The sequence below is a fragment of the Citrobacter sp. Cpo109 genome (assembly GCF_030332565.1).
Lineage (GTDB): Bacteria > Pseudomonadota > Gammaproteobacteria > Enterobacterales > Enterobacteriaceae > Citrobacter > Citrobacter portucalensis.
In genome coordinates, this window is sequence record NZ_JAOWHQ010000051.1 from 78724 (window position 1) to 95608 (window position 16885).

At 54.4% G+C, this 16885-nt stretch carries 10 protein-coding genes; all 10 read left to right on the forward strand.

Annotated elements, in window-relative coordinates:
- Positions 1-195: 195 nt before the first annotated feature.
- Entirely contained in the window at positions 196-5130 is a 4935-nt protein-coding gene (locus OGY71_RS06975; protein WP_286613031.1) for an alpha-2-macroglobulin family protein, read from the forward strand.
- Entirely contained in the window at positions 5131-7443 is a 2313-nt protein-coding gene (gene pbpC / locus OGY71_RS06980; protein ID WP_063941710.1) for a peptidoglycan glycosyltransferase PbpC, read from the forward strand. It begins immediately after the preceding gene.
- A 148-nt stretch (positions 7444-7591) separates the two neighbouring features.
- Positions 7592-8023 carry a nucleoside-diphosphate kinase gene (gene ndk / locus OGY71_RS06985; RefSeq protein WP_003037710.1) on the forward strand — a complete coding sequence of 144 codons (432 nt, stop codon included), beginning with the start codon at positions 7592-7594 and terminating at the stop codon, positions 8021-8023.
- 251 nt (positions 8024-8274) lie between these two features.
- A complete protein-coding gene (rlmN, locus tag OGY71_RS06990; RefSeq protein WP_003037713.1) occupies positions 8275-9441 on the forward strand; it encodes a dual-specificity RNA methyltransferase RlmN in 1167 nt (388 codons plus the stop codon).
- Between the two features lie 283 nt (positions 9442-9724).
- On the forward strand, positions 9725-10723 hold the full coding sequence (gene rodZ / locus OGY71_RS06995; protein WP_032944208.1) for a cytoskeleton protein RodZ: 999 nt from the start codon (positions 9725-9727) through the stop codon (positions 10721-10723).
- Positions 10724-10749: 26 nt separating this feature from the next.
- On the forward strand, positions 10750-11868 hold the full coding sequence (gene ispG, locus OGY71_RS07000; protein ID WP_003037720.1) for a flavodoxin-dependent (E)-4-hydroxy-3-methylbut-2-enyl-diphosphate synthase: 1119 nt from the start codon (positions 10750-10752) through the stop codon (positions 11866-11868).
- Positions 11869-11978: 110 nt separating this feature from the next.
- Positions 11979-13253, forward strand: coding sequence for a histidine--tRNA ligase (gene hisS / locus OGY71_RS07005; RefSeq protein WP_003835173.1), 1275 nt, complete (start codon positions 11979-11981; stop codon positions 13251-13253).
- A gap of 13 nt (positions 13254-13266) precedes the next feature.
- A complete protein-coding gene (locus OGY71_RS07010; protein WP_003835172.1) occupies positions 13267-13887 on the forward strand; it encodes a YfgM family protein in 621 nt (206 codons plus the stop codon).
- 10 nt (positions 13888-13897) lie between these two features.
- Positions 13898-15076 carry an outer membrane protein assembly factor BamB gene (gene bamB, locus OGY71_RS07015; protein WP_008785453.1) on the forward strand — a complete coding sequence of 393 codons (1179 nt, stop codon included), beginning with the start codon at positions 13898-13900 and terminating at the stop codon, positions 15074-15076.
- 117 nt (positions 15077-15193) lie between these two features.
- Complete coding sequence (der, locus tag OGY71_RS07020) at positions 15194-16666, forward strand: ribosome biogenesis GTPase Der (protein WP_063941707.1); 1473 nt, start codon at positions 15194-15196, stop codon at positions 16664-16666.
- Positions 16667-16885 lie beyond the last annotated feature (219 nt).

Genomic DNA, 16885 nt, shown 5'->3' on the forward strand with positions numbered 1-16885 from the left:
TTTTTACCAGGTTTTGGCAAATTGTCGGATGTTTACCGTAAAGCGACAAGTAAAACAGGCTGATTTGTCAGGTGAATCCACATTAATCACTTAAATTAAGACAACGTTGTTCAGTTACTGACTTCCACAGCCGGAAATCTGACGCATAATAGTTGTTCTACGTAGCTAACGGGCCACTACGGCCAGGGATGAAAAATGAAACATTTACGCGTAGCGGCCTGCATGCTGATGCTGGCACTGGTCGGGTGCGATAATAATAATGAAAAATCACCGACGGCTGCGAAACCTGATGCGCCTGCGCCACAGACTGCGCCAGCAAAAGATAAAGCTCAATTACAAAAGCTGGTGCAGCAAAGCCAGGGCAAGTCGCTGACGCTGCTGGATGCCTCAGAGGTCCAGCTCGACGGTGCGGCAACGCTCGTTTTGACCTTCTCCATTCCCCTCGATCCAGAACAAGATTTTTCCCGCGTCGTGCACGTTGTTGATAAAAAAAGCGGCAAAGTGGATGGTGCCTGGGAGCTGGCGCCAAATCTGAAAGAGCTGCGCTTACGCCATCTGGAACCTAACCGGGAACTGGTGGTGACCATTGAGCGTGATTTGCTGGCGCTGAATAAAGCGACGTTCGCTATTGATTATGAAAAAAACATTACCACCCGCGATGTACAGCCAAGCGTAGGGTTTGCCAGTCGCGGCTCGCTGCTGCCGGGAAAAGTAATTGAAGGCCTGCCGGTAATGGCCCTCAACGTTAACAGCGTGGATGTGAACTTCTTTCGCGTGAAGCCTGAATCGCTCGGCGCATTTGTCAGCCAGTGGGAATACCGCAATTCGTTGACGAACTGGGAATCTGACAATCTGCTGAAAATGGCGGAACTGGTGTATACCGGACGCTTTGATCTCAATCCTGCGCGTAACACCCGTGAGAAGCTGCTGCTGCCGTTGAGCGATATCAAGCCGTTGCAGCAAGCAGGTGTTTACATCGCGGTGATGAATCAGGCTGGACAATACAACTACAGTAATGCCGCTACGCTGTTCACGCTCAGCGATATTGGTGTGTCTGCGCACCGTTACCATAATCAACTGGATGTCTTTACACAGAGTCTGGAAAATGGCGCTGCGCAGCAGGGTATTGAGGTCACGTTACTCAACGAAAAAGGACAGACGCTGGCGCAGGCTACCAGCGACGCGCAGGGTCATGTCAAACTGGAGACTGATAAAGACGCGGCTTTATTGCTGGCCCGCAAAGACGGGCAAACCACGCTGCTGGATTTGAAACTCCCGGCGTTGGATCTGGCTGAATTTGATATTGCCGGTGCACCGGGATACAGCAAACAGTTCTTTATGTTTGCTCCCCGTGACCTCTATCGTCCTGGCGAAACGGTGATCCTCAACGGATTACTGCGTGACAGCGACGGCAAAACGTTGCCCGACCAGCCGGTGAAGCTGGAGGTCGTAAAGCCCGACGGGCAAGTGTTACGTTCGGTGGTTAGCCAGCCGGAGAACGGTCTGTACCGCTTTAGCTGGCCGCTGGACACTAACGCGCCAACCGGTATGTGGCATATTCGTGCTAATACGGGCGACAACCACTCACGGATGTGGGATTTCCACGTCGAAGATTTTATGCCTGAGCGGATGGCGCTCAATCTCTCCGCCAATAAGATTCCGGTAGCTCCGGCTGATGAAGTGAAGTTCTCGGTAGTGGGCTACTACCTGTACGGCGCGCCCGCTAACGGCAATGCTCTGCAAGGACAGCTTTTCCTGCGCCCGCTGCGCGAAGCGGTGCAGGCATTGCCGGGGTTCCAATTTGGTAATATTGCCGAAGAAAACCTGTCCCGCAGCCTCGATGAAGTTCAGCTTACGCTGGATGAACACGGTCGCGGCGAAGTGACCACCAACAGCCAATGGCAGGAGACGCATTCTCCGTTACAGGTGATCCTGCAAGCCAGCCTGCTGGAATCTGGTGGCCGCCCGGTGACGCGTCGGGCTGAACAAGCCATCTGGCCTGCGGACACGCTGCCGGGTATTCGTCCGCAGTTTGCGGCAAAAGCCGTCTATGACTACCGCACTGATACCACTTTGAATCAGCCTATCGTTGATGAAAACAGCAACGCCGCTTTCGACATTGTTTATGCCGATGCGCAGGGCGAGAAAAAAGCGGTGTCCGGTTTGCAGGTGCGTTTGATCCGCGAGCGCCGGGATTACTACTGGAACTGGTCTGAAGGCGAGGGCTGGCAATCTCAGTTCGATCAAAAGGATCTGGTTGAAGGTGAGCAGGCTCTGGATCTTAAGGCCGATGAAACCGGTAAAGTCAGCTTCCCGGTTGAGTGGGGTGCCTATCGTCTGGAAGTGAAAGCCCCGAATGATGCGGTGAGCAGCGTACGCTTCTGGGCAGGTTATAGCTGGCAGGATAACAGCGACGGCAGTGGGGCTGTGCGTCCCGATCGCGTGACTCTGAAACTGGACAAACCCAGCTATCGTCCTGGCGATACCATGAAGCTGCACGTTGCCGCTCCCGCTGCTGGCAAAGGTTATGCGATGGTGGAATCCAGCGAAGGCCCGCTGTGGTGGCAAGAAATAGACGTACCGGCGGATGGTCTCGATATCTCCATCCCAATCGATAAAACCTGGAATCGCCACGATTTGTATCTCAGTGCGCTGGTGGTTCGTCCTGGCGACAAGTCCCGTTCGGCCACGCCAAAACGGGCGGTCGGTTTACTGCATTTGCCGTTAGGTGATGAAAACCGTCGTCTGGCGCTGGCGCTGGAAAACCCGGCGAAAATACGGCCAAACCAGCCGTTGACCGTCAAGATTAAAGCCAGCGTCAAAAATGGCGACGTACCAAAACAGGTTAACGTGCTGGTCTCTGCTGTTGATAGCGGAGTGTTGAACATTACCGATTACGCCACGCCAGATCCGTGGCAGGCGTTTTTCGGGCAAAAACGCTATGGCGCGGATATTTATGATATTTACGGCCAGGTGATCGAAGGGCAAGGGCGGCTGGCGGCGCTGCGCTTTGGTGGAGATGGCGATGAATTAAAACGCGGCGGTAAGCCACCGGTTAATCACGTCAATATCGTGGCGCAACAGGCGCTGCCGGTTACGCTCAACGAGCAGGGCGAAGGTACGGTGACGCTACCGATTGGTGATTTCAACGGCGAGCTACGGGTAATGGCACAGGCCTGGACGGCGGATGACTTTGGCAGCAGTGAAAGCAAGGTGATTGTTGCCGCGCCGGTAATTGCTGAACTGAATATGCCGCGTTTTCTGGCGGAAGGCGATACCTCGCGCCTGACGCTGGACGTGACTAACCTGACTGACAAACCGCAAACGCTGAATATTAAGCTCGCGTCCAATAGCTTACTGGAGCTGATGGGGCAAGATCCTGCTCCGGTAAATCTGGCACCAGGCGTACGGACTACGTTGTTTATTCCGGTGCGTGCGCGGGAGGGGTTTGGCGATGGCGAAATTCAGGCAGAAATTAGCGGTCTGACTTTACCGGGTGAAACGCTGCCAGTTCAGCATAAACAGTGGAAGATTGGCGTGCGTCCGGCGTTCCCGGCGCAAACCGTTAATAACGGTGTCGCACTTCAGCCGGGCGCAACCTGGCAGCTTCCGGGCGAAGAACTGACCAATTTCTCCCCTGCAACGATGCAGGGACAACTGCTGTTCAGCGGTAAGCCGCCGCTAAATCTGGCGCGTTATATCCGCGAACTGAAGGCTTACCCTTACGGTTGCCTGGAGCAAACGGCGAGCGGGTTGTTTCCATCCTTATACACCAATGCTGCGCAATTGAAGGCGTTAGGTATTGTGGGCGACAGCGATGAAAAACGCCGTGCGGCAGTCGATATTGGGATTTCTCGTTTAGTGCAGATGCAGCGTGATAACGGCGGTTTCGCGCTGTGGGATAAAAACGGGTCGGAAGAGTACTGGCTGACCGCGTATGTCATGGATTTCCTCGTTCGGGCAAATGAACAGGGCTACAGCGTCCCGGTAGAAGTCATTAACCGTGGCAACGAGCGGCTGCTGCGCTATTTGCAGGATCCAGGAATGTTGTCGATTCGCTATACCGACGACTCTTCAGCAAGCCGGTTTGCCGTACAAGCATACGCCGCGTTGGTTCTGGCGCGTCAGCAAAAAGCCCCGCTCGGCGCATTGCGTGAGATCTGGGAGCGTCGTGCGCAAGCGGCCTCTGGTTTACCGCTGTTACAACTGGGAATCGCGCTGAAAAATATGGGCGATGCTAACCGCAGTGAACAGGCGTTGACGCTAGCGCTGAATACGCCGCGCCGCGATACGCAACAGTGGATGGCGGATTACGGCAGTGCGTTGCGGGATAACGCGTTGATGCTGGCCTTGCTCGAAGAGAACAAGCTCAAACCTGACGTGCAGAATACGCTGCTGAACACGTTGTCAGAACAGGCCTTTGGGCAGCGCTGGCTCTCGACTCAGGAAAATAATGCGTTGTTCCTTGCCGCGCGTACGTTACAGGACTTGCCAGGCACATGGCAGGCGCAAACGTCATTCTCGGAGCAACCGTTAGCCGGGGAGAAATCACAGACGCGTAATCTGGATGCCGATGCGCTGTCTACGCTGAGCGTCACCAATACCGGTAATCTACCGCTGTGGCTGCGTCTGGATGTGAGCGGTTATCCGCAAACCTCACCGACGCCTGCCAACAACGTTCTGCATATTGAGCGTCAAATCCTGGGGCTCGACGGAAACAGCAAATCGCTGGATTCGCTGCGCAGCGGCGAGCTGGTGCTGGTCTGGCTGGAGGTGAAAGCCAGCCAGAACGTGCCGGATGCACTGGTGGTTGACTTACTGCCAGCAGGACTGGAACTGGAAAACCAGAATCTGGCCAACGGCAGCGCCAGCCTGCAGGATAGCGGCAGCGAAGTGGCGAATCTGCTTAATCAGATGCAGCAGGCAGATATCCAGCACGTTGAGTTCCGTGACGATCGCTTTGTCGCTGCGGTGGCGGTCAATGAAGGACAACCGGTTACGCTGGTGTATCTGGCGCGAGCGGTGACGCCGGGGACCTACCAGGTTCCCGTCCCACAGGTGGAATCAATGTATGTTCCGCAGTGGCGCGCGACCGGTGCGACAGAGGGACTTTTGATTGTCAGACCGTAAATGATGCGCGGGTTGGGTAAACGCGGCTGCTGGCTCTGGCTGGCAGCCGTTGCGCTATTGATTGTGGCGGCAGTTTGGGCGGCAGATAAAATCTGGCCGCTGCCCTTGCACGAAGTCGATCCTGCGCGGGTCGTGGTGGCACATGATGGTACGCCACTCTGGCGCTTTGCCGATGCCGAAGGTATCTGGCGGTATCCGGTAACGATTGATGAGGTGTCGCCCCGCTACCTTGAGGCGCTAATTAACTACGAAGACCGCTGGTTCTGGAAGCATCCCGGCGTCAATCCGTTTTCAGTACTGCGCGCAGCATGGCAGGACCTCTCCTCTGGGCGCGTGGTTTCGGGCGGCAGTACGCTCACCATGCAGGTCGCACGATTACTCGATCCTCATCCGCGAACCTTTGGCGGCAAGTTTCGCCAGCTCTGGCGCGCATTGCAGCTGGAATGGCATCTCTCCAAACGCGACATCCTGACACTGTATCTCAACCGTGCGCCGTTTGGCGGTACGCTGCAGGGTGTGGGGGCGGCAAGCTGGGCCTATCTTGGTAAATCACCCGCGCAATTGAGTTACTCCGATGCCGCGCTGCTGGCTGTTTTGCCACAGGCACCGAGTCGCCTGCGCCCGGACCGTTGGCCGGACCGTGCTGAAGCGGCGCGTAATAAAGTGCTCGAACGTATGGCGACCCAGGGCATTTGGCCTGCCAGACAGGTACAGGAGTCGCGTGAAGAGCCAGTCTGGCTGGCGCCCAGGCAAATGCCGCAGTTAGCGCCGTTATTCTCGCGCATGATGCTGGGAAAAAGCCGGAGCGATAAAATCGTGACTACCCTTGATGCCGGATTGCAGCGTCAACTGGAAGAGCTGGCGCAGAACTGGAAGGGGCGCTTACCTGCACGCAGTTCGCTGGCAATGATTGTGGTCGATCACACCGATATGAGCGTGCGTGGTTGGGTGGGGTCGGTAGATATGAATGACGACTCCCGCTTTGGTCATGTGGATATGGTGAATGCGATCCGTTCGCCAGGCTCGGTGCTGAAGCCGTTTGTTTACGGTCTGGCGCTGGATGACGGACTCATTCATCCCGCTTCGTTGTTGCAGGATGTCCCGCGGCGAACTGGGGACTATCGACCGGGGAATTTTGACAGCGGTTTTCATGGCCCGGTGAGCATGAGCGAAGCGCTGGTAAGGTCGTTGAATTTACCCGCCGTGCAGGTGCTCGAAGCCTATGGTCCGAAGCGCTTTGCCGCATCGTTACGTAACGTCGGCTTACCGCTGTATCTGCCCGCAGGGGCTGCGCCAAATCTGTCGCTGATTTTAGGTGGCGCGGGGGCAAGGCTGGAAGATATGGCCGCAGCGTACAGCGCCTTTGCCCGCCAGGGAAAAGCGGGAAAACTGCGTCTGCAGCCGGGTGACCCACTGCTTGAACGCCCGTTGATGTCGGCGGGCGCGGCGTGGATTATTCGCCGTATTATGGCCGACGAAGCGCAACCGCTGCCGGATAACGCGCTGAGTAGAGTGGTTCCGCTGGCGTGGAAAACGGGCACCAGCTATGGCTATCGCGATGCCTGGGCGATTGGCGTTAACGCCCGTTATGTGATCGGTATCTGGACTGGCAGACCAGACGGAACGCCGGTGGTGGGCCAGTTTGGATTTGCCAGCGCCGTGCCGCTGCTCACTCAGGTCAACAATCTTTTGCTCTCTCGCGGGACAAATCAGCCGGAAGATCCACGCCCTGAATCCGTGAGTCGCGGTGTGGTGTGCTGGCCGGGCGGGCAATCCCTTGCCCCTGGAGACAGCAACTGCCGTCGCCGTCTGGCAACCTGGTTACTGGATGGCAGTCAGCCGCCAACGTTATTATTGCCCGAGCAGGAAGGGGTTAATGGCATTCGTTTTCCTGTCTGGCTGGATGATGAAGGCAAACGTGTGGCGGCGGATTGCCCGCAGACGCACGAGCAAACGTTAATCGTCTGGCCGTTGCCGCTGGAGCCATGGCTACCGGAATCAGAACGCCGTGGGGCGAGATTACCGCCAGTTTCTGCCACGTGTCCGCCGCTGGGACAAGACGCTTCACAGCCGTTGCAGTTGACAGGTATTCGTGATGGCGCGATTGTGAAGCGTTTACCCGGTTCTGCTCAAGCCTCATTGCCGGTGCAAACCAGTGGTGGGAGCGGTGAACGCTGGTGGTTTCTTAACGGTGAAAGGCTGGAAGAACGTGGACGTCGTCTTACGCTACGGCTGGCGACTAAAGGGGATTATCAACTGCTGGTGATGGATGACGCTGGTCAGGTAGCGACGGTGAGATTTTCGATGCAGTAGACCAGTTGGTGACTGTTTGTTGCTAAAATTCATCTTATTTTAAAGAAATGTTACCTTCATCAATAGTCAATTGCCGGGATGCTCTTTATAATCCGCGCCAGGTCGTACATCTATATAGACAACAACAGAACACATTACAGAGGTTATCATGGCTATTGAACGTACTTTTTCCATCATCAAACCAAACGCGGTGGCAAAAAACGTTATTGGGAGCATCTTTGCGCGCTTTGAAGCAGCAGGGTTCAAAATTGTCGGCACTAAAATGCTGCACCTGACCGTTGAGCAGGCACGTGGCTTCTATGCTGAGCACGATGGCAAACCGTTCTTTGACGGTCTGGTTGAATTTATGACCTCCGGTCCGATCGTTGTTTCTGTTCTGGAAAGCGAAAATGCCGTACAGCGTCATCGCGATCTGCTGGGCGCAACCAACCCGGCGAATGCGCTGGCCGGTACTCTGCGTGCAGACTATGCTGACAGCTTCACCGAGAACGGTACTCACGGTTCCGACTCCGTTGAGTCAGCGGCGCGCGAAATCGCCTATTTCTTTGGTGAAGGCGAGGTTTGCCCGCGTACGCGCTAATAAGCTCGTCCTGTAGGCCGGATAAGCGTTTGCGCATCCGGCTCTGCTTTGCCTGGTGGCGACGCTAATGCGTCTTATCAGGCCTACGATCTTCCTTTACATATTATTTTCACTAATGCTTCGTGCAAACGTGGCATCCCTGCGCCAGACTTTGTACAATGCAACGCCCCGGAAGAGCAGATTGCTTGCCGGGGCGTTTCTTTTTAACCCTCCACGGGCCACAACGTGTAACAACGAGGCCGGAAAAAATTATGTCTGAATTAGTTAACACCTCTGAAGTCGTCATTCCTGCGGTTCCAAATAAAAATGGAAAAATTAACCTGCTGGATCTGAACCGTCAGCAAATGCGCGAATTCTTCAAAGAGATGGGCGAAAAACCGTTTCGTGCCGATCAGGTCATGAAGTGGATGTACCACTATTGCAGCGACAACTTTGATGACATGACTGACATCAACAAGGTGCTGCGTAACAAGCTGAAAGAAGTGGCTGAAATTCGCGCCCCGGAAGTGGTGGAAGAGCAGCGTTCTTCTGACGGTACGATCAAATGGGCTATCGCGGTTGGCGATCAGCGCGTTGAAACGGTGTATATCCCGGAAGACGATCGTGCGACCCTGTGTGTTTCTTCACAGGTCGGGTGCGCATTAGAGTGTAAATTCTGCTCTACGGCGCAACAGGGCTTTAACCGTAACCTACGGGTATCGGAGATCATTGGTCAGGTCTGGCGCGCGGCGAAGATCGTTGGTGCGGTGAAGGCTACGGGCGTGCGTCCTATTACCAACGTGGTGATGATGGGGATGGGCGAGCCGTTGCTCAACCTGACCAACGTGGTTCCGGCGATGGAAATCATGCTCGATGACTTCGGTTTTGGGCTGTCCAAGCGTCGCGTCACGCTCTCCACCTCAGGCGTTGTCCCTGCGCTGGATAAGCTGGGTGATATGATTGACGTCGCGCTGGCGATTTCTCTGCATGCGCCGAACGATGAAATTCGTGACGAAATTGTACCTATCAACAAAAAGTACAATATCGAAACATTCCTTGGCGCGGTTCGTCGTTATCTGGAGAAGTCCAACGCTAACCAGGGTCGTGTAACCATTGAGTATGTGATGTTAGATCACATCAATGATGGCACTGAACACGCGCATCAGCTGGCAGAACTGCTGAAAGATACGCCGTGTAAGATCAACCTGATCCCGTGGAACCCGTTCCCGGGCGCGCCGTATGGCCGTAGTTCTAACAGCCGTATCGATCGTTTCTCCAAAGTGTTGATGAGCTATGGTTTCACTACCATCGTACGTAAAACACGTGGTGATGACATCGATGCAGCCTGCGGTCAGCTGGCGGGCGACGTTATCGACCGTACCAAGCGTACTCTGCGTAAGCGTATGCAGGGCGACGCTATCGACATTAAGACCGTTTGATGTTGGCGCACTACGGTATAATTCCTGTACCGTAGTGCAACGTAAGCCATATGAGGTTTTTTGTTGTCGTCGTCAGGTCAATAATAACGGTGCGTTTTTGTCGACTTTAAGGCAGTATGTAACGGCGTAACAAGTGTTTAGCCCTCAGGTTTACGCCGTTTTGTCATTGATAGTCTGACCGTTTTATACTGTCTGACGAAGGTTAACTGACCAGATGTTTCGCGGTGTGGGTGAGCATTGTGGCTCGCCGGCATCAGAACCCAAATTTACGCAGCTGTAGCGAATGAATACTGAAGCCACGCACGACAAAAATGAAACACTATCCACCGGCGTTCGTCTGCGCAATGCCCGTGAACAACTCGGATTCAGCCAGCAGGCAGTCGCGGAGCGACTTTGCCTGAAGGTCTCCACGGTACGCGATATTGAAGAAGATAAGGCGCCAGCCGATCTTGCTTCAACATTCCTGCGCGGGTATATCCGTTCTTATGCGCGTCTGGTGCATATTCCTGAAGAAGAACTGTTGCCAGGGCTGGAAAAACAGGCTCCGATTCGACCAGCTAAGGTCGCACCGATGCAGAGCTTTTCGCTCGGTAAGCGTCGTAAGAAACGTGACGGCTGGTTAATGACCTTTACCTGGCTGGTGCTGTTTGTCGTTGTCGGACTGACAGGCGCCTGGTGGTGGCAGAACCATAAAGCGCAGCAGGAAGAGATCACCACCATGGCCGATCAATCCTCTGCTGAGCTGAATGCCGGTAAAGAGGGTGCGCAGAACGTACCGTTAGATACCAGCGCAGCAGCAGGGCAGGATACCCCTCCGGCTCCTGACGATGGTGCGGTGGCGGACGCAGCGCCAACGCCAGACGTTGCTGCGACCCCGGCACCCGCCGCTGATGCGCAACAGAACGCCGTTGTTGCCCCATCTCAGGCTAACGTCGATACCGCAACCGCAGCGCCAACAGCGCCAGCTACAGCGGCTCCTCTGCCGACCGATCAGGCAGGTGTGACTACACCTGCAGCCGATCCTAACGCGCTGGTGATGAACTTTACCGCCGATTGCTGGCTGGAAGTAACCGATGCGACCGGTAAAAAACTGTTCAGCGGGATGCAGCGTAAAGACGGCAATCTAAACCTGACCGGTCAAGCGCCGTACAAACTGAAAATTGGCGCCCCGGCGGCAGTGCAGATTCAGTTCCAGGGTAAACCTGTCGATCTGAGTCGTTTTATCAGAACTAACCAGGTTGCGCGTCTGACCGTTAATGCCGAACAATCACCGGCTCAGTAACAGACGGCAATGCGGGAGATTTTTTAATGCATAACCAGGCTCCAATTCAACGTAGAAAATCGACACGCATTTACGTTGGGAACGTGCCGATCGGCGATGGTGCGCCCATCGCCGTACAGTCTATGACTAATACGCGTACCACGGATGTGGAAGCGACGGTTAATCAGATTAAAGCGCTGGAACGCGTAGGTGCAGACATTGTTCGTGTCTCTGTACCGACAATGGATGCCGCAGAAGCGTTCAAGCTTATCAAACAGCAGGTTAACGTCCCGCTGGTTGCCGATATTCACTTCGACTATCGTATCGCGCTGAAGGTAGCGGAATACGGTGTTGATTGCTTGCGTATTAACCCAGGTAATATCGGCAGTGAAGAGCGTATTCGCATGGTGGTGGATTGCGCTCGTGATAAAAATATTCCTATCCGTATCGGCGTCAACGCCGGCTCGCTGGAAAAAGATCTGCAGGAAAAATACGGTGAACCGACGCCGCAGGCGCTGCTGGAATCCGCTATGCGCCACGTGGATCACCTCGATCGTCTGAACTTCGATCAATTCAAAGTCAGTGTCAAAGCGTCTGACGTTTTCCTCGCCGTAGAATCCTATCGCCTGCTGGCGAAACAGATCGATCAACCGCTGCATCTGGGGATCACCGAAGCCGGTGGCCTGCGTAGTGGTTCGGTGAAGTCCGCGATCGGCCTTGGCCTGCTGTTATCTGAAGGGATCGGCGATACGCTGCGTGTTTCTCTGGCAGCCGATCCGGTGGAAGAGATCAAAGTGGGTTTCGATATCCTGAAATCGCTGCGCATTCGCGCGCGCGGGATCAACTTCATCGCTTGCCCAACCTGTTCGCGTCAGGAGTTTGACGTTATTGGTACGGTTAACGCGCTGGAGCAACGCCTGGAAGATATCATTACGCCAATGGACGTTTCGATCATCGGCTGCGTGGTAAACGGTCCTGGTGAAGCGCTGGTTTCTACGCTGGGCGTGACGGGCGGTAACAAGAAAAGCGGCCTGTATGAAGACGGCGTGCGTAAGGACAGACTCGATAACGACGACATGATTACGCAGCTTGAAGCCCGCATCCGCGCTAAAGCGAGTATTCTGGACGAAGCGCGTCGTATCGACGTGCAGCAGCTTGAAAAATAACAACGTGATGGGAAGCGGCGTGCTTCCCGTGTATGATTGAACCCGCATGGCGCCCGCATTGTTCGGGTTAGCGCTGAGGGTTCATTTTTATATTCATAAAGAGAATAAACGTGGCAAAAAACATTCAAGCCATTCGCGGCATGAACGATTATCTGCCTGGCGAAACCGCCATCTGGCAGCGCATTGAAGGCACTCTCAAAAACGTGCTCGGTAGCTACGGTTACAGTGAAATCCGCTTGCCGATTGTAGAGCAGACCCCGTTATTCAAACGCGCGATCGGTGAAGTTACCGACGTGGTTGAAAAAGAGATGTATACCTTTGAGGACCGTAATGGCGACAGCCTGACGTTGCGTCCTGAAGGGACTGCGGGCTGCGTACGCGCCGGCATCGAACATGGTCTCCTGTACAATCAGGAACAGCGTCTGTGGTATATCGGGCCGATGTTCCGCCACGAACGTCCGCAGAAAGGACGCTATCGTCAATTCCATCAGCTGGGTGTCGAAGTATTTGGCCTGCAAGGCCCGGACATCGATGCGGAGCTGATTATGCTGACCGCTCGCTGGTGGCGCGCGCTGGGTATTTCTCAGCATGTTAGCCTTGAGCTGAACTCAATCGGTTCGCTTGAAGCCCGCGCTAACTACCGTGATGCGCTGGTCGCCTACCTGGAACTGCACAAAGAGAAACTGGACGAAGACTGCAAGCGTCGTATGTACACCAATCCGCTGCGCGTTCTCGACTCCAAAAACCCGGAAGTACAGGCGCTGCTCAACGACGCGCCTGCACTGGGCGACTATCTTGATGACGACTCTCGCGAGCACTTCGCGGGCTTGTGCAAACTGCTGGAATCCGCAGGCATTGCCTATACCGTCAATCAGCGTCTGGTTCGTGGTCTTGATTACTACAACCGCACCGTATTTGAGTGGGTCACCAGCAGCCTGGGCTCTCAGGGCACCGTGTGTGCCGGTGGTCGTTACGACGGTCTGGTAGAGCAACTTGGCGGTCGTGCAACGCCTGCCGTGGGCTTTGCTATGGGTCTGGAACGACTTGTTTTGTTAGTTCAGGCAGTTAATCCGGAATTTAACGCAGATCCTGTTGTCGATATATACCTGGTTGCTTCAGGGGCGGACACGCAGTCGGCGGCAATGACGCTTGCAGAACGTCTGCGCGATGAAGTTCCTGGTGTGAAACTGATGACAAACCACGGTGGCGGCAACTTTAAGAAACAGTTTGCCCGTGCCGATAAGTGGGGCGCCCGCGTTGCACTGGTACTGGGCGAGTCCGAAGTGGCTGACGGTACTGTTGTAGTGAAGGATTTGCGCTCTGGTGAGCAAACGGCAGTAGCGCAGGATAGCGTTGCCGCGCATTTGCGCACTTTACTGGGCTAAGGAGAAGGACAGCGTGGAAATTTACGAGAACGAACACGACCAGGTTGATGCGGTAAAACGCTTCTTTGCTGAAAACGGCAAGGCGCTGGCTGTTGGGATCATTTTAGGGGTTGGCGCGCTGGTTGGTTGGCGTTACTGGACCAGCCATCAGACGGAGTCCGCACGCTCTGCTTCTCTGGCGTATCAAAATACGGTGACTGCGGTTAGCGCGGGTAAACCGGACAGCATTCCTGCCGCTGAGAAATTTGCTGCAGAGAATAAAAATACCTACGGCGCGCTGGCTTCACTGGAACTTGCGCAGCAGTTTGTTGACCAAAATGAACTTGAGAAAGCTGCAAGTCAGCTGCAACAGGGCTTGGCTGCAACCAGCGATGAAAATCTCAAAGCGGTGATTAACCTGCGTCTGGCTCGTGTTCAGGTTCAGCTTAAACAGGCTGATACCGCGCTGAAAACGCTCGACACTATTAAAGGTGAAGGGTGGACGGCCATTGTTGCCGATCTGCGCGGTGAAGCGTTGCTGAGCAAAGGCGACAAACAAGGTGCGCGTAGCGCATGGGAAGCGGGTGTGAAAAGCGATGCCTCTCCTGCTCTGAGCGAAATGATGCAGATGAAAATCAATAATTTGTCCATCTGAGAGGGACCCGATGCAATTGCGTAAATTACTTCTGCCAGGGCTGCTTTCCGTTACCCTATTGAGCGGCTGTTCACTGTTTAGTGGCGAAGAAGATGTCGTTAAGATGTCCCCATTACCGGTGGTTGAAAACCAGTTTACTCCGTCTACGGAATGGAGCACCTCCGTAGGTAACGGTATTGGTGATTTCTATTCCAATCTTCACCCTGCGCTGGCGGATAACGTTGTCTATGCAGCCGATCGCGCTGGTGTAGTGAAAGCATTGAACGCAGGCGACGGTAAAGAAGTCTGGTCTGTGAATCTGGGTGAGAAAGACGGCTGGTTCTCCCGTGCATCTGCACAGCTTTCTGGCGGTGTAACCGTGTCTGGCGGACATGTTTACATTGGCAGCGAAAAAGCACAGGTTTATGCGTTGAATACCAGCGACGGCACCACCGCATGGCAGACGAAAGTCGCCGGTGAAGCGCTGTCTCGTCCTGTTGTGAGCGATGGCGTAGTACTGATCCACACCAGCAACGGCCAGTTGCAGGCATTAAACGAAGCTGATGGCGCCATCAAATGGACCGTTAACCTCGACATGCCTTCCCTGTCTCTGCGTGGTGAATCCGCTCCGGCAACTGCCTTTGGCGCAGCTATTGTCGGCGGTGATAACGGTCGCGTGAGCGCCGTGCTGATGCAGCAAGGCCAGATGATTTGGCAGCAGCGTATCTCTCAGGCGACAGGCCCAACGGAAATCGATCGTCTGAGCGACGTTGATACCACGCCGGTTATCGTCAATGGCGTTGTTTACGCGCTGGCTTATAATGGTAACCTGACGGCGCTGGATCTGCGCAGCGGTCAAATTATGTGGAAACGCGAACTAGGCTCGGTGAATGATTTCATCGTCGACGGTAACCGTATCTACCTGGTTGACCAGAATGACCGCGTACTGGCGCTGACCACCGATGGCGGCGTGACGCTGTGGACGCAAAGCGATCTGCTGCACCGTCTGCTGACGTCCCCGGTATTGTATAATGGCAATCTGGTCGTCGGTGATAGCGAAGGCTACCTGCACTGGATTAACGTTGACGATGGTCGTTTTGTTGCCCAGCAGAAAGTCGACAGCTCAGGTTTCCTGACCGAGCCGGTCTCTGCTGATGGTAAACTGCTGATCCAGGCGAAAGACGGTACGCTGTACTCCATTACGCGTTAATCGTCCCGGCCGCTCGCTTTGAAAAACGGCTCCTGGTGCAGGGGCCGTTTTACTGTTTTTAACAACGGCGCAAAAATGTGCCCGTTGTCTGATGATTTTTTAAATGAGGCTTTAAACATGGTACCTGTGGTCGCGCTTGTCGGGCGCCCTAACGTTGGCAAATCCACGTTATTTAACCGTCTAACTCGCACCCGAGATGCGCTGGTTGCGGATTTCCCGGGTCTGACTCGTGACCGTAAGTACGGTCGTGCGGAAATTGAAGGCCGTGAGTTTATCTGTATTGATACCGGCGGTATTGATGGCACCGAAGACGGTGTTGAAACCCGTATGGCGGAACAGTCGCTGTTGGCTATCGAAGAAGCAGACGTTGTGCTGTTCATGGTGGATGCGCGTGCTGGCCTGATGCCTGCGGATGAAGCTATTGCTAAACATCTGCGTTCGCGCCAGAAACCGACGTTCCTGGTCGCCAACAAAACTGACGGACTCGATCCTGACCAGGCGGTTGTTGATTTCTACTCATTGGGTCTGGGTGAAATTTATCCTATCGCGGCGTCACATGGTCGTGGCGTTCTCAGCCTGCTGGAGCATGTTCTACTGCCGTGGATGGATGACGTTGCTCCTCAGGAAGACGTGGATGAAGACGCAGAATACTGGGCGCAGCTTGAAGCTAAAGAAAACGGCGAAGAAGAGCCTGAAGACGATTTCAACCCGCAGGATTTGCCGATTAAACTGGCAATCGTCGGCCGTCCGAACGTAGGTAAGTCCACGCTTACTAACCGTATTCTCGGCGAAGACCGCGTAGTGGTTTACGACATGCCGGGAACCACGCGTGACAGTATTTATATTCCGATGCAGCGCGATGAACGCGAATATGTGCTCATCGATACCGCGGGCGTACGTAAGCGCGGCAAAATTACCGAAGCGGTAGAAAAATTCTCAGTAATCAAAACGCTGCAGGCAATTGAAGATGCCAACGTGGTGATGCTGGTGATTGACGCGCGTGAAGGGATTTCCGATCAGGACCTGTCGCTGCTGGGCTTTATTCTCAATAGTGGGCGCTCACTTGTTATCGTTGTGAACAAGTGGGATGGCCTGACGCAGGAAGTAAAAGAGCAGGTCAAAGAGACGCTGGACTTCCGTCTGGGCTTTATTGATTTTGCGCGCGTACACTTTATCTCTGCACTGCACGGTAGCGGCGTGGGTAATCTGTTTGAATCGGTCCGTGAAGCATACGATAGCTCTACACGTCGCGTGAGCACCGCGATGCTGACGCGCATCATGACCATGGCAGTAGAAGATCATCAGCCGCCGCTGGTGCGTGGTCGTCGTGTGAAGCTGAAATATGCCCACGCTGGTGGTTATAACCCGCCAATCGTGGTGATTCACGGCAACCAGGTCAAAGACCTGCCGGATTCCTACAAGCGCTATCTGATGAACTATTTCCGCAAGTCTTTGGACGTGATGGGGACGCCGATCCGTATTCAGTTCAAAGAAGGGGAGAACCCGTTTGCGAACAAACGTAATACATTGACGCCGACTCAGATGCGTAAGCGTAAGCGCTTGATTAAGCACATCAAAAAAAGCAAGTGATCGTTGCTGATGCAGATGAAAACCCGCGCTTGTCGCGGGTTTTTTTTCGTTATTCCAACGCCAACCTCAGCCCGTGCGATGTCAATCACTATTCGTTTTTTGCCAAGTTTAAATCTAAGAAAGTAGACATTTGTCGAGTTTTCATCTTAAAGTCCGGGGGCTGGTACTAGACAAAACTAGCCTTAGGTTATCAAATGGTTAAATAACTTTTCGCCGCAT

Excerpts from the sequence above, each read along its gene's own strand:
- der (WP_063941707.1), top strand. The coding sequence starts at position 15,194 with ATGGTACCTGTGGTCGCGCTTGTCGGGCGCCCTAACGTTGGCAAATCC.
- rodZ (WP_032944208.1), top strand. The coding sequence starts at position 9,725 with ATGAATACTGAAGCCACGCACGACAAAAATGAAACACTATCCACCGGC.
- OGY71_RS06975 (WP_286613031.1), top strand. The coding sequence starts at position 196 with ATGAAACATTTACGCGTAGCGGCCTGCATGCTGATGCTGGCACTGGTC.
- rlmN (WP_003037713.1), top strand. The coding sequence starts at position 8,275 with ATGTCTGAATTAGTTAACACCTCTGAAGTCGTCATTCCTGCGGTTCCA.
- bamB (WP_008785453.1), top strand. The coding sequence starts at position 13,898 with ATGCAATTGCGTAAATTACTTCTGCCAGGGCTGCTTTCCGTTACCCTA.
- ispG (WP_003037720.1), top strand. The coding sequence starts at position 10,750 with ATGCATAACCAGGCTCCAATTCAACGTAGAAAATCGACACGCATTTAC.
- ndk (WP_003037710.1), top strand. The coding sequence starts at position 7,592 with ATGGCTATTGAACGTACTTTTTCCATCATCAAACCAAACGCGGTGGCA.
- pbpC (WP_063941710.1), top strand. The coding sequence starts at position 5,131 with ATGATGCGCGGGTTGGGTAAACGCGGCTGCTGGCTCTGGCTGGCAGCC.